A 13381-nucleotide genomic window follows, 5' to 3' on the forward strand; every position below is an offset into this window, starting at 1 on the left:
TCAGCCGACGAGGAGCGGTTCGCCCGACACCAGCCGCTCCAGCACCGAACCCGGTGGCACGTCGTCGTACTTGTAGCTGAGCTTCTGCACGATCGAGGCTCCGGCGACGAAGCGGAGCGGATCGGGGTCCCAGGGCTGCATCATCCCGAGCTGCAGAAGGTGGCTCGCGGCGCTCGACAGGGTGGGTGCAGCATCCCACTGGCCGTGGAACTCGGGGACGAGGTCGAGGAGCACCTCGAAGATGCGGTGGTACAGGAAGTAGTCGGGGATCCCGCCGTCCTGCTCCCACCACGCCTCGAGCGCGAGCCGCTGCAGCCGGATCAGCGGCGTGGCGGGCACGGCGGCGATGAACCAGTTGCCGATCTGCCGGTGCGTCCAGCGCGGGTAGAGCGCGCCCGCGGTGAGGAGAGGAGCCACGGCCTCAGGCAGGGGCTCCGGCGCCCAGCATGTCGCGTCCACCCAGATGCCGCCGAGCCGGTCGAGCACGCTGATGCGGACGAAGTCGGAGAAGTGCGCAGGGTGGTCGTCCTCGAGGGCGTCGGCGACCGCGTCGGGGATCTCCACGAGCTCCCGCGCGGAGCGGCCGTCCAGTACCGTCAGCGGCGTCGGGAGCTCGGCGTGCAGGCGCGTCATCTCGCCGACGCACGCCTGCACCAGCGGTGGGGCGGTGTCGAGGGGTGTGTTCCAGAACGTGTACAGATTGAGCGCGGACGGGTCGACGCGCTCGCCGTCGCTCTGGGCGATGAGGCGGCCGTCCCGGCGGGTGCCGGGCTGTTCGGGGAGCCCCGCCGCCACGCGCAGCTCGGGCAGTCGCGGCCGCAGGAAGTCGGTGAACGTGCGGTAGGCCGCGATCGCGGCGACGGGGTCGACCGAGTCGCGGAACCTGTCCGCGCGTCGCAGCTGCGCCTCGAGCCCCTGCAGCGGGTTCGGGATGCCGTCGCTCACGGTGCGAGCCTATGCGCTGGTGCCGACGGGAACCGGGATCACGCGACCAGGCGTCCGTCTTCGATCCGCACGACGCGGTCGACCTGGCCGTCGGGTACCGCCACATGTGAGATCAGCACCACGGCCTGGTCATCACGGACGGCGCCGAGCAGATCGGTGAGCAGGCGATCGGAGGCCTCCGGGTCGACGCCCGCCGTCGGCTCGTCGAGCACCAGCACGGGGAAGCCTCGCAGGAGCGCCCGCGCGAGCGCGATCCGCTGCGCCTGCCCTCCTGACACGAGCGCGCCGCGCTCGCCGACGCGCGCTCCGAGACCCCCACGCTCGCGCAGCCACGGCGCGAGGCCGACGCCATCGAGCGCGGCCTCGAGCTCGGCGTCCGTCGCGGTGTCGCGCGCGAACAGCAGGTTCTGACGGATGTCCTCGTCGAAGAGCATCGGATGCTGCTCGCACAGGCCGACGGTGAGCCGCACGTCGTCGGGGGAGAGGTCGTGCACCGAGCGGGCGCCGACGTCGTAGCCGCCTTCGGTCTCGAGGAACCGCACGAGCGCGTGCGCGAGGGTGCTCTTGCCGGCGCCGCTCGATCCCATGACGAGGACGCGCTCGCCGGGCCGGATGGTGAGCTCGACCTCGTGCAGCGCGGGCTCGGCGGCGTCGGGCCACCGCACGCTCGCGGCCTGCAGGCGGATGCCGTCGCCGAGCGCCGGGGCGTCGCCGGTGGGCTCGACGGTCTCGGGAGCGAGCTCGGCGGGCGGGGCCTCCGGCAGCGAGTCGGCGATGCGCTCGGCCGACGCGCCCACCTGCCGCCACGCCGACGCCGCCATCGGCACGGACGCGAACACCTCGAACACCGCCATCGGCACGAGCACGGCGACCGCGAGCGACGGGCCGGTCAGGGAACCCGACGCGGCACCCGGCGCGGTGACCACCACCGCGGCGATCGACGCGGCACCGGCGAGCAGCGACACCAGGGCGGCGGTGCCGGCCTGCGCTCCCGAGCGGCGGACGACGGCGCGCCGCAGGTCGGCGTCGGCCCGGGCGATGCGCGCCCGGCTCTGCGCCTCGGCACCGAACGCCGTGAGCACGTCGAGGCTGCCGATGTGGTCGAGCACCGCGTCGGCGAGGCGGGCGCGCAGCGGCGCGATGGCGCGCTCGGCGCGGGCGCCCGACATCCATCCCCACAGCGTCGAGATGGCGGCGGCGACCACGAGGCACGCGAGGAGGGTCAGTGCCGCCGGCCACCACACGAACGCCACCAGCACGACGGCGCCGAGCGCGACGAACGCCGACGAGACGAGCGGCTGCACCACCCGCAGCGGGAGGTTCTGCAGCTCGTCGACGTCGTCGACGAGGGCTCCGAGCACCGAGCCACGGCGGGTGCGGGCAAGCCCGTCGGGGGCCAGGGGGACGAGTCGGCGTACGAGGTCGGCGCGCGTCGCGGCGAGCTGCCGCAGGGCGGCGTCGTGGCCGGTGAGTCGCTCGAGGTAGCGGAACGAGGCCCGCGAGATCGCGAAGAAGCGCACGCCCACGACTGCGGCGGACAGGTACAGCACCGGCGGCTGCTCGCTCGCACGCACGATGAGCCAGGCGCTCACCGCGAGGAGGGCGACGGCCGAGGCCTCCGACGCGAAGCCGGCGGCGAGAGCCCACCAGAACCGCCGCGCGGGAGGCATCGCGCCCCTCAGCACCGCCCCTGACGTCGAGGCCTGCGCGGTCATGCGAGCACCTCGCTCGACGCGAGCCGTACGACGTGGTCGGCGATGGCGCGCGCCGACGTGCGGTGCGAGATCAGCAGGACCGTCGCGCCCTCGTCGGCGAGGAGACGGATGCCTCGCCACAGCCGGCCTTCCGTCTCGGGATCGAGCGCCGAGCTGGGTTCGTCGAGCGCGATCACCGGGGCGTTCCCGCGCAGGTGCCGGTAGAACGCACGGGCGACCGCGACGCGCTGGGCCTGGCCGCCGGACAGACCCGCGCCCTGCACGCCCAGCTCCTGCGCCGGGTCGAGCGCGCCGGCGCAGGCGAGGTCGAGGGCACGCCGGATCGCAGCGGGGTCGGGTGCCGCGTCGCCGAGCGTGACGTTGTCGGCGATGCTGCCGGTGAGGAGCCCCGGCCGCTGGCCCGCCCATGCGAGCCATGCGGACGGCGCGAGGGCGCGCACGTCGGTGCCGCCCCAGGAGGCATCCCCGTCGAACATCGCGGCCCCGCGCAGCGCGGCGAAGAGGCTGGACTTTCCGGCGCCGCTCGGCCCCTCGATGAGCGTGACGGTGCCCGGTCCCGCCGTCAGGTCGACGGGCGGCAGCATCCGTTCTCCGCGCGTGACGCGGACGCCGTCGAGTACGAGGTGTGCGCCGGGTGCAGGCGTTTCGTCTCGTTCGTTCCTCACTCGCTCGACGACCGGGGGGAGGGGCGCCGCAGAAACGGCCCGGGCCGCATCCAGCACGTCGAACACGTCGTCGGTCGCGGCGACGCCCTCGGACGCGGCGTGGAACTGCACGCCGACCTGGCGCAAGGGCAGGTACGCCTCGGGTGCGAGCAGCAGCACGAAGAGGCCCACGCTGAGCGTCAGTGCTCCGTCGATGAGCCGGAAGCCGATCGACACCGCGACGATCGCGACGGCGATCGACGCGAGGAACTCGAGCGCGAACCCCGACAGGAACGAGACCCGCAGCACCCGCATCGTCTCGCGGCGGTACTCGGCGGTGACCCGTTCGATGGATGCTGCGGCCCGGTGCTGCCGGCCGAACACCTTGAGCGTCGAGAGCCCCTGCACGGTGTCGGCGAACCGCGAGGCGAGGCGCTGGAGCGTGCGCCACTGCCGGTGCTGCACCGAGCGCGTGGCGAGGCCGATGAGAACCATGAAGATGGGGATCAGTGGGAGCGTGAGCAGTACGGTCAGCCCGGAGATCCAGTCCTGCCACCACATCACCGCGAGGATCAGCGGCGTCGCGACGACGGTCTGCACGAGCTGCGGCAGGTAGCGGCCGAAGTACGCCTCGAGCGCGTCGAGGCCACGGCCCGCGGTCACCGCGAGGGCGGCGGAGTTGCGGGCGCCGAGCCACTCGGGTCCGAGCACGCCGATCGCCTCGACGAGCCCCGAGCGCAGCTGGCCCTGCACCCGAGCGGCCGCGCGGGCGGCGACGGCCTCGCGCGCCCACAGCAGCACGGCGCGGAGAGCGACCGTGATCGCGAGCGCGCCGAGCGTCGCGGCGAGCTCGGCCGACGGCATCCCGTCGATGGCTCCGGTGATGGCGCGCGTCAGCAGCCACGCGAACGCGACGATCACCGCGGTCTGCGCCGCCGCGATCGCGGCGATGGCGACGAAGAAACCGCGAGAGGCGCTCGCGTACCTCAGCAGCCGCGGGTCGACGGGCTTGCCGTTCACGCGAGGCGGGGCATCCGTCTCACTCATTCCTCTTCGACCCTACCTATGTCGTGGCCTGTCGCCGTCCGCGTGGCGACCGCTACTGTGTGTCGCACCGCGCGAAGGGGCAGAGGCGCATGTGGAGCATTCCGATCATCGACGGTCCGGTGCCGTGGATCGTCTACACCGTGGCGCTCGCGTTCTTCCTGGTGCTGCTCATCCGCAGGCCGACGACGCGATGGGTGCTCACTGCGCTCCTGGCGCTCCTGGTGGGCGCGCTCGTGGGCCTCGGGATCGGGCTCCTGATCGACGCGACCGACCTGTTCGGCGCCGACCCGTTGCCGATGCCGGTGCTGTGGTGGGCGGCCGCGACGTTCGCCGCGATCGGCCTCGCGGTCGCGAACCTGTGGCGCTCGCCGCTGTGGCGCAAGATCGTCGCGATCGTCGGCATCGTGGTGTTCGCGATCGCCGGCGGGATCGGCATCAACGCGGTCTACGGGCTCAACCCGACGCTGGGGAGCGTGTTCGGCATCGTCGACGACAACCCGATCGTCGTGCCGACCAACACCGCGACAGCCGATCCCGATGCCGGACCGCTCTACGAGACCTTCACACCCCCGGCCGACATGCCCGCGAAGGGACAGCAGGGCACCCAGGTGATCCCCGCGACCGCGTCGGGCTTCAACGCCCGGGCCGCGGGCATCTACCTGCCGCCGGCGGCGCTGGTGCCGAACGCGCCCGCCCTGCCGCTGGTCATCATGATGATGGGTCACCCCGGCAACCCCGACCCGAGCGCCATCGCCGGCGTGCTCGACGACTTCGCGGCGAAGAACAAGGGACTCGCCCCGATCGTCGTCGTGCCCGACCAGCTCGGACCCGACGGCAACGACCCCGCATGCGCCGACTCGAAGGCCTACGGCAATGCCGAGACCTACGTCACGAAGGACGTGGTCGCCTGGGCCACGCAGAATCTCCACATCATCCAGGACCCGAAGTACTGGGTCATCGCCGGCTACTCCAACGGCGGCGGATGCGCCGTGAAATACCTCGCGAAGTACCCCGACAAGTGGAAGAACCTCATCGACATCTCTGGGGAGCCGTTCCCGGGCTCGGAAGACCCCGGCAGCGTCACCTCGACGATCTACGGCGGCGACACGGCGGCGTTCGAGGCGGCCAAGCCCATCGCCATCATGCAGGCGGCGCCGGCGGGCACCTACGACGGCATGACCGCCGTCTTCACCGCCGGTTCGCAGGACCCGACCTACATCCAGGCGGCCAAGGACGTCTCCGGCGAGGCGCAGGCCGTGGGGATGACGGTGACGTACTACGAGGTTCCGGGGGCCGGTCATGTCGGCGACGCGCTGACGGGTGGACTGCAGGAGGGGTTCACCGTGATGTATCCGGTTCTGGGGCTGTCGGCGAAATGAGTGACGGAACCGGATGCTGCGGCCCGCAGCTGGGCCCACGCGGCCAGAGGCTCCGCGCGACGCGCCAGCGGCGCGTGGAGAGGCCGTGGGGACCGGTTCCCATCTGCCTCAGTGCGCGGGCGCCGTGGCCGCCTTCTCGATACGGGAGCGGGTGACGCGCTTGCGGAAGATCCAGTACGTCCAGCCCTGGTAGGCGAGCACCAGCGGCAGGAAGACGAGGGCCGCCCACGACATGATCGTCAGCGTGTAGTCGGTGCTCGAGGCGTTCTCGATCGTGAGCGAGCCCGCCGGGTCGCCGGTCGAGGGCATCACGTAGGGGAACAGAGCGAACCACACCGCGAGCACGGCCGTCACGATCGTGAAGGCGCCGAACCCGAAGGCCCATCCCTCGCGGCCGCGGGCGTTCGAGATCCACGAGGCGATGAGGAGCACCGCCGCCACGGCCGACAGGATCGCCGTGATCATCGCGAAGTCGCGGCCTTCGGAGAACGCCATGACGACGGTCCACACCAGGAACGCGGCGGCGACGACGATCGTGAGGAGGCCGGCGCGCCCGGCCAGGCGGCGTGCGTCGGCCGCGACCTGGCCGTCGGTCTTCAGCGCGACGAAGTAGACGCCGTGCGTGAAGAAGAGCAGCAGTGTCGTCAGGCCGCCCAGGAGGCCGTACGGGTTGAGGAGGGTCAGCAGCGAACCGGTGAACTCGTGGTCCGCGTCGAGCGGCACACCCTGCACGATGTTCGCGACGGCGACGCCCCAGAGGAACGCCGGCACCGCGGAGCCGACCACGATCATCGTGTCGAAGCCCCGCTTCCAGCGGAGCGAATCGCGCTGGTGCCGGTACTCGAACGAGACGCCGCGCAGGATCAGCGCGAGCAGGATCAGCAGCAGCGCCAGGTAGAAGCCGCTGAAGAGCGTCGCGTACCACTCGGGGAACGCGGCGAACAGACAGGCGCCGGCGACGATGACCCAGGTCTCGTTGAGGTCCCACACGGGGCCGATCGTGTTGATGACCTGGCGGCGGCTGATGTCGTTCTTGCCGAGGAACGGCAGCGACATGCCGACGCCGAAGTCGAACCCGTCGAGCACGAAGTAGCCGACGAAGAGGAAGCCGACGATCCAGAACCAGAGGTAGGCGAGATCCATGATGTGCTCCTGAAGCTCTTAGTAGACCGTCGTCGGGGTGTCTTCGACCGCCAGGTCGCGCGCATCGGGCGCTCCCGGCTCGGGAAGGGGCTCGGGGCCCTTCTTGGTCGTCTTCAGGATGAGGCCGAACTCGACCACCGCCAGCGCCGCATAGATGAGGGTGAACGCCGTCAGCGAGATGAGCACGGTCCATCCGGGCACCGAGGGCGAGACGCCGTCCTCGGTGAGCATGAGGCTGAACACGATCCAGGGCTGGCGGCCCATCTCGGTGAACACCCATCCCACGAGGATCGCGAGGAGGGAGGCGGGCCACGCCCAGATCGCCAGTCTCCAGGCCCACGCGGGGACCTCGCGCTTGGCCTTCTTGCGGGTGAGCCAGAGGCCCACGACCGCGACGAGCGCCGCGACGCCGCCGAGGCCGATCATCCAGCGGAACGCCCAGTACGTGACCCACAGGATCGGCGCGAAGTTGCCGTCGACCTGGTCGGCGAACTGCGGGAACAGCTCGGTCGTGTAGAGATTGTTCAGGTCGTTGATGCCCTCGACGCAGCCGTCGAGCGAGTGCGTCGACAGCAGCGCCAGCAGGTACGGAACGCGGATCGAGAAGAGCTCGCTCGTGCCGTCGGGCGTGCCGAGCGTGAAGATCGAGAACGAGGCATCGGCCCCGCAGGCGCTGTCGAACATCGCCTCGGCAGCTGCCATCTTCATCGGCTGCGTCGCCACCATCACAAGACTGAGCTGGTCGCCCGAGATCGCGACGCCGGCGAAGGCCGCGATGAGGCCCCAGAGGCCGAATTTGAGCGACGAGCGCATCATCTCGACGTTCTGCTTGCGCAGCAGGTGCCAGGCCGAGATCGAGACGATCACGCCCGCGGTCATCATGAACGCCGCGAACAGGGTGTGGGGGAGTGCGGCCAGCGCCACGGGGTTCGTCAGCACGGCCCAGAAGTCCGTCATCTCGGCGCGTGAGCCGTCCTCGGCCATCTTGAAGCCGACCGGGTTCTGCATGAACGCGTTCGCGGCGAGGATGAAGTACGCCGAGAACCACGCGCCGATCGTCGCGATCCAGATGCTCGCGAGGTGCAGCGCCTTGGGCAGTTTGTCCCACCCGAAGATCCACAGTCCGATGAAGGTCGCCTCGAAGAAGAACGCCATCAGGCCCTCGAAGGCGAGCGGGGCGCCGAACACGTCGCCGACGAACCGCGAGTAGGACGACCAGTTCATGCCGAACTGGAACTCCTGCACGATGCCCGTGACGACGCCCATGGCGAAGTTGATCAGGAAGATCTTCCCGAAGAACCTCGTCAGGTGCAGCCACTTCACGTTGCCGGTGCGGAACCACGCGGTCTGGAAGATCGCGACCGTCAGCGCCATGCCGAGCGTGAGGGGGACGAAGAGGAAGTGGTACAGCGTCGTGAGGCCGAACTGCCAGCGCGCCAGCAGCAGAGGGTCCAGCAGATCCACGATGCGTTCTCCGATCGTTCCGGACTGGGTCTGATCACCGTAGCATGTGGTCAGACCACACGGGCGACGAATCCCCAGGGGCGCCCGATGGTCCCAGATTCCCAGGAATCCGCGCAGGGGGCGAGTCTCCTCGCCGTGAATAAAGCGGTTGCACCGGCGCCCGTCGCCCGTCGCGCGACTACCCTCGGAATCATGGCGAGCCGGGCACAGCGATCGGAGCCGGACGCGTGAGTGCGATCCCGGTGACGATCGGGCGACGGATGCCTCTTCCCGCGGCATCCGCGGACCTCGGCGCGTTCGAGGGGACAGCGCCGGCGGCTGCGATCGGTGCAGCACTGGTCGACACGCACGGGCGTGTGCATCGCGATCTGCGGATCTCGTTGACGGATCGGTGTTCGCTGCGGTGCACGTACTGCATGCCGGAGCAGGGCAACGAGTGGCTCGCGAAGACGAGCATCCTGACGCTGGACGAGATCGTCCGCATCGCGCGGGTGGCCGCGGCCGACGGCATCACGACGTTCCGGCTCACCGGTGGGGAACCGCTGCTGCGCACCGACATCGTCGAGGTGGTGCGGCGGCTGTCGGCGATCACCGGACCGGACGGCCGGCCCGTCGAGATCGCGATGACCACGAACGGCATCCGGCTGCCCGAGCTGCTGCCCGCGCTGGTGGAGGCCGGGCTGACCCGGCTCAACATCTCGATCGACACGCTGCGCCGTGACCGGTTCCACGCCCTCACCCGCCGGGACCGGCTGGACGATGTGCGGGACGGGATCGCGGCGGCCGGAGCATCCGGTCTGCGTCCGTTGAAGCTGAACGCGGTGGCGATGCGCGACGTCAACGACGACGAGCTCGTCGACCTCGTCGAGTTCGCGACCGCGCATGATGCGCAGATGCGGTTCATCGAGCAGATGCCGTTGGATGCCGGGCATACGTGGGATCGGTCGCGGATGGTGACGCAGGACGAGATCCTCACCGCCCTGTCGGCGCGGTGGACGTTGACGCCGGTGCCGGGTCGGGGTGGGGCGCCCGCGGCGCGGTGGACCCTGGACGGCGGGCCGCACACCGTGGGCGTGATCGCGTCGGTGACGGCGCCGTTCTGCGGCGACTGCGACCGGTTGCGGCTCACCGCGGACGGGCAGTTGCGCAACTGCCTGTTCTCGACCACGGAGTACGACCTGCTGCCGATCCTCCGCGGCGGCGGCGATGACGGCGAAGTGGACGGGATGCTGCGGTCCTGCGTGCACGGCAAGCTGCCGGGGCATGCGATCAACGACCCGTCGTTCCTGCAGCCCGCCCGGGGTATGAACGCGATCGGCGGCTGACATGGGCCGCATCACGACCCGCACGCCCGTCACCCGCATCGCGCTGAACGACGGAGACGTGGCGGTGCGCCGCCGCGCCGACACGCTCGTCGTGGAGGAGCCGCTCGAGATCCGCATCGCCGGCGAGCCGCTCACCGTCACGATGCGCACCCCCGGCAACGACCTCGACCTCGCCGCCGGATTCCTGGTCTCGGAGGGCGTGATCTCGGCCGCCGCAGACCTGCATTCGGCGATCCACTGCGGCGGGCCGGGCACCGGGGCTGTGCCGTCCACCCCGCTGCTCACGATCGGCATCGGACCCACGGAGCCGACGACCTCGAACGAGAACACCTACAACGTCCTCGACATCGCGCTCGCGCCTGAGCTCGCACCGCTCGTCACCGACATCGCCCGCAACTTCTACACGACGAGTTCGTGCGGTGTCTGCGGCACGGCGTCCATCGAGGCCATCGAGAAGCAGTCGCGCTACGACGTCGGGACGGATGCCGCAGCCGTCGACGCGACCATGCTCGCCGGTCTTCCCGACGCGCTGCGCGCCGGACAGACGGTGTTCGACAAGACCGGAGGCCTTCACGCGGCGGCGCTGTTCGACGCCGCGTCCGGCGAGCTGCTCGTGCTGCGGGAAGACGTCGGCCGGCACAACGCCGTCGACAAGGTCATCGGCTGGGCAGTGCTGGAGGATCGCCTGCCGTTGAGTGGAACCGTGCTGCAGGTGTCGGGCCGCGCCAGCTTCGAGCTCGTGCAGAAGGCGGTCATGGCCGGCATCCCGATCCTGTCCGCCGTGTCGGCACCGTCGTCACTGGCCGTCGAGCTGGCCGCGGCCTCGGGGCTCACCCTCGTCGGGTTCGTGCGCGGGTCGTCGATGAACGTCTACGCCCGGCCCGACCGGGTGCGGGTCACCGCTGCGGTGCGCTGACCGCGCCGGGATCAGCCGCGCGAAGCGGCGAGCTGCACGACGCACTGCGTCGGGTCGCACGACGGTGCGATGCCCTCGACGCGCAGCGGGCCGCCGGCCTGCGCGAGCACGCTGTCCATGAGTGCGATGTGCACGCTGCACAGCACGCCGCGGTGCTCGACGGCGGGCACGTGCGGGCACGGCGTCAGATCGACCGTGAGGTCGCGTTCGTCGACGAGAGGGTCGAAGCCGGCGTCGCCGAGGTCCTCCACGAGCGCGTCGAGCTGGTGCAGCGCGTCTGCGCCTAGTGCGGCATCCGTGTCGGATCCGTACACGCGACGCAGCAGGTCTCCGCGACGAGCCGCCTCCTCCGCCCGGCGGACGGCGACAGGGCTCGAGGCCTCGTCGGCGCCGGTGGCCGCGGAGTAGAGCATGCGCGGGCGTCCGCGCGTGGTGCGGTGCTCGGTCTCGGCGATCACGTACCCGGCGTCGATGAGGCGCTGCACGTGCTCGCGCACGGTGTTGGCGTGCAGACCTGTCGCCTCGACGAGCTCGGAGATCGCCCGCTGCGGGCGCTCCTGCAGCAGGTGCATGATCTCGACGCGGGAGTAGCTCGAGATCGCGCTGTACCCGGTCGTCATGGTCCCATTATCGCGGGGCGCCACGACGACCGGGTGCCCGCAGGTTCACCCGTGTCGGATCAGAACAGCTGGCCGAAGATGAGGATCGCGATGAAGAACACCGCGACGATGCCGACGATGATCGCGAGCGTGCGGCCGGAAAGCTTCGCGACGCCCCAGCCGACCAGCACGGGGATGGCGAAGAGGAACAGCGCGACGATCCACCAGAACGCGGAGTAGGCGCCGCTGGTCGCGTCCTCGAGGCGTCCGCCGAACAGCGACTGCGTCGCCGGGTGCGTCGCGAAGCGGACCGCGATCGAGATGGGAACCGCCACGAACACGAAGACGATGAGTCCGATGAGCCAGCCCCAGAGGGTGGAGCTTCCGCCGCCCGAGAGGACGCCGCCGTGGAGCTCGGGTTCGGGCTTCTGCTGCTGCTTGCCTGATGCCATGGGCATGACTCTAGTGGCGCGCGGTGGCGGGGCATCGCATGATTCGCACGATTTCGCCCGGACATGGCGCTGTCCGCCGGCGGGGACGGGCGGACAGCGTCGGGGCGCCAGGGAGAACCGCCACTGGGGGAGCGATCTCCGCGCTCACCATCCACGATCGCCGTCCGTCAGGGGGTGGAGCTTCTGGGCGCGCGGTCGCGGGGTCTGAGGGAGAAGCTACGCCCGCCGCCGGTGTTCGCAAGGGGGATTGCCTGTGCGTCTCCTGAGTGCTATCCGGCCGTGCCGATCGCCGGCGTTCGCACACTCGTGGTGGGATGGGACCGACATGAGCCAGCCGCCGCCTCCCCTCGATTCCGCCACCGCGATCGCCGCTGCCGTGCGGCAGGGGGAGGTGACCGCGCAGGAGGTCGTGGAGGAGCATCTGGCCCGCATCGCGCGGATCGATCCGGCACTCAACGCGCTCACCGTGGTCTTGGCAGACCGTGCGCGGGCCGCTGCCGCTGACGTGGACGCCGCAGTCAAGGCGGGTCGCGACCCTGGGCCTCTCGCGGGCGTGCCGATCTCGGTGAAGGAGAACATCGACCTCACCTGGTCGGCGACGACGAACGGCTGGCGAGGGCTGACCGACGCCGTGCCGGCCCGAGACGCCACCGTCGTGCGGCGGTTGCGGGATGCCGGGGCGGTGCCCGTCGCCCGGGGAAACATGTCCGACTTCGGGATGCGGTGGGACACCGACAACGACGTGTTCGGCCGCACCGTGAACCCGTGGAACCGCGCACGAAGTGCCGGCGGATCCAGCGGAGGCGACGCCGTCGCCGTGGCGACCGGGATGAGCGCCATCGGCCTCGGCAACGACTTCGGCGGCTCGGTCCGCCTCCCCGCGTACGCGGCAGGCGTGGTCGGACTCCGCCCCTCGCAAGGGCGTGTGCCACGTGCGGCCGTGCGTGAGCAGCCGGTGGCGCTCACGCTTCAGCAATTCTCCGTGAACGGCCCCATGGCGCGGCGCGTCGACGACGTCGCGCGCGCACTCGGTGTGATGCAGGGATGGGATGCCGACGACCCGGTGTCGCTCGCCGCTCCCGCGGTGCACCCCGACACGGTGCCGCGCCGCGTCGGCGTCGTGCGCGATCCTGCGGGCCTCGAGGTGGATCCGGATGTGGCGGTCGGAATCGACCGGGCCGCGGCATCCCTCGCGCGGGAAGGCTGGGAAGTCGTCGACGTCGGCGTTCCGCTGCTCGAGGAGGCGGCCGTGCTGTGGCGGCGGCTGTCGTGCACCGACATGCTCATCTCGCTCGACCCCGCGGCCCTCGGCCTGCCGCTGGGGCGCTCCGCCACGGCATTCCTGCGCGACAGCACGGCGGCGGCGCGCCCGTACGAGTCGGCGCGCGAGTACGGGGAGGCGTGGGCACGGCGAGCCGCGATCGCGGCGGAGTGGCGACGGCTGCAGGTCGAGGTCCCCGTGATCCTGGGACCTGTGTCGACCTCGCGGATGCGCGAGCCCGACTACGATCTGGGCGGTCAGGAGGCCGCGGACCGCGCATGGCGCGATCTGTGGCTGACGGTGGTCGTCAACTTCCTCGGACTGCCGGCGCTGGCCCTGCCCACTGGTCTCGGCGCCGACGGAATGCCCACCGGTGTGCAGCTCATCGGCCCCGCGTTCGGCGAGGACGTGCTGTTCGAGGCGGGACGCGCGGTCGAGGCCGGAGTACCGGCTCTTCCCCCGGTTCCTTCGCTGGTCTGAGGCACCTCTGG

Annotated in this window: 11 protein-coding genes; 4 read left to right on the forward strand and 7 right to left on the reverse strand. The window is 71.0% G+C overall.

Features of this window, described 5'->3' with window-relative positions; translation table 11 throughout:
• The 3 genes from ACFC1K_RS07380 to cydD are packed head-to-tail and all read right to left on the reverse strand — an operon-like array spanning position 1 to position 4351.
• Positions 1 to 945: a capsular polysaccharide synthesis protein gene (locus ACFC1K_RS07380; RefSeq protein ID WP_375871061.1), complete on the reverse strand. Its 945-nt coding sequence runs from the start codon at positions 943 to 945 to the stop codon at positions 1 to 3.
• Positions 946 to 983: 38 nt separating this feature from the next.
• Positions 984 to 2660 carry a thiol reductant ABC exporter subunit CydC gene (gene cydC / locus ACFC1K_RS07385; RefSeq protein WP_375871062.1) on the reverse strand — a complete coding sequence of 559 codons (1677 nt, stop codon included), beginning with the start codon at positions 2658 to 2660 and terminating at the stop codon, positions 984 to 986.
• Positions 2657 to 4351 (reverse strand): thiol reductant ABC exporter subunit CydD, encoded by a 1695-nt coding sequence (gene cydD, locus ACFC1K_RS07390; protein WP_375871063.1) that lies wholly within the window; start codon positions 4349 to 4351, stop codon positions 2657 to 2659. The genes cydC and cydD overlap by 4 nt, the downstream gene beginning before the upstream one ends.
• A gap of 89 nt (positions 4352 to 4440) precedes the next feature.
• On the opposite strand from cydD, the gene ACFC1K_RS07395 reads away from it, so the two are divergent.
• Complete coding sequence (locus tag ACFC1K_RS07395) at positions 4441 to 5730, forward strand: alpha/beta hydrolase (protein ID WP_375871064.1); 1290 nt, start codon at positions 4441 to 4443, stop codon at positions 5728 to 5730.
• Positions 5731 to 5838: 108 nt separating this feature from the next.
• Here ACFC1K_RS07395 and cydB read toward each other — a convergent pair whose 3' ends face one another.
• A complete protein-coding gene (cydB, locus tag ACFC1K_RS07400; protein ID WP_375871065.1) occupies positions 5839 to 6873 on the reverse strand; it encodes a cytochrome d ubiquinol oxidase subunit II in 1035 nt (344 codons plus the stop codon).
• Between the two features lie 18 nt (positions 6874 to 6891).
• The gene (locus ACFC1K_RS07405; protein ID WP_375871066.1) at positions 6892 to 8337 is read right to left on the reverse strand and encodes a cytochrome ubiquinol oxidase subunit I; all 1446 of its coding nucleotides are present in this window, start codon (positions 8335 to 8337) and stop codon (positions 6892 to 6894) included.
• Between the two features lie 260 nt (positions 8338 to 8597).
• Between ACFC1K_RS07405 and moaA the strand changes: the two genes are divergently transcribed.
• Both moaA and fdhD read left to right on the forward strand, forming a co-directional pair.
• Positions 8598 to 9662: a GTP 3',8-cyclase MoaA gene (gene moaA / locus ACFC1K_RS07410; protein WP_375871165.1), complete on the forward strand. Its 1065-nt coding sequence runs from the start codon at positions 8598 to 8600 to the stop codon at positions 9660 to 9662.
• A 1-nt stretch (position 9663) separates the two neighbouring features.
• Complete coding sequence (fdhD, locus tag ACFC1K_RS07415; RefSeq protein ID WP_375871067.1) at positions 9664 to 10578, forward strand: formate dehydrogenase accessory sulfurtransferase FdhD; 915 nt, start codon at positions 9664 to 9666, stop codon at positions 10576 to 10578.
• An 11-nt stretch (positions 10579 to 10589) separates the two neighbouring features.
• Here fdhD and ACFC1K_RS07420 read toward each other — a convergent pair whose 3' ends face one another.
• On the reverse strand, positions 10590 to 11198 hold the full coding sequence (locus tag ACFC1K_RS07420) for an ArsR family transcriptional regulator (protein ID WP_375871068.1): 609 nt from the start codon (positions 11196 to 11198) through the stop codon (positions 10590 to 10592).
• A gap of 59 nt (positions 11199 to 11257) precedes the next feature.
• On the reverse strand, positions 11258 to 11629 hold the full coding sequence (locus tag ACFC1K_RS07425) for a hypothetical protein (protein ID WP_310285004.1): 372 nt from the start codon (positions 11627 to 11629) through the stop codon (positions 11258 to 11260).
• 325 nt (positions 11630 to 11954) lie between these two features.
• On the opposite strand from ACFC1K_RS07425, the gene ACFC1K_RS07430 reads away from it, so the two are divergent.
• Positions 11955 to 13370, forward strand: coding sequence for an amidase (locus ACFC1K_RS07430; protein WP_375871069.1), 1416 nt, complete (start codon positions 11955 to 11957; stop codon positions 13368 to 13370).
• Positions 13371 to 13381 lie beyond the last annotated feature (11 nt).

The sequence above is a fragment of the Microbacterium sp. NPDC056057 genome (assembly GCF_042266945.1).
GTDB lineage: Bacteria > Actinomycetota > Actinomycetes > Actinomycetales > Microbacteriaceae > Microbacterium > Microbacterium trichothecenolyticum_C.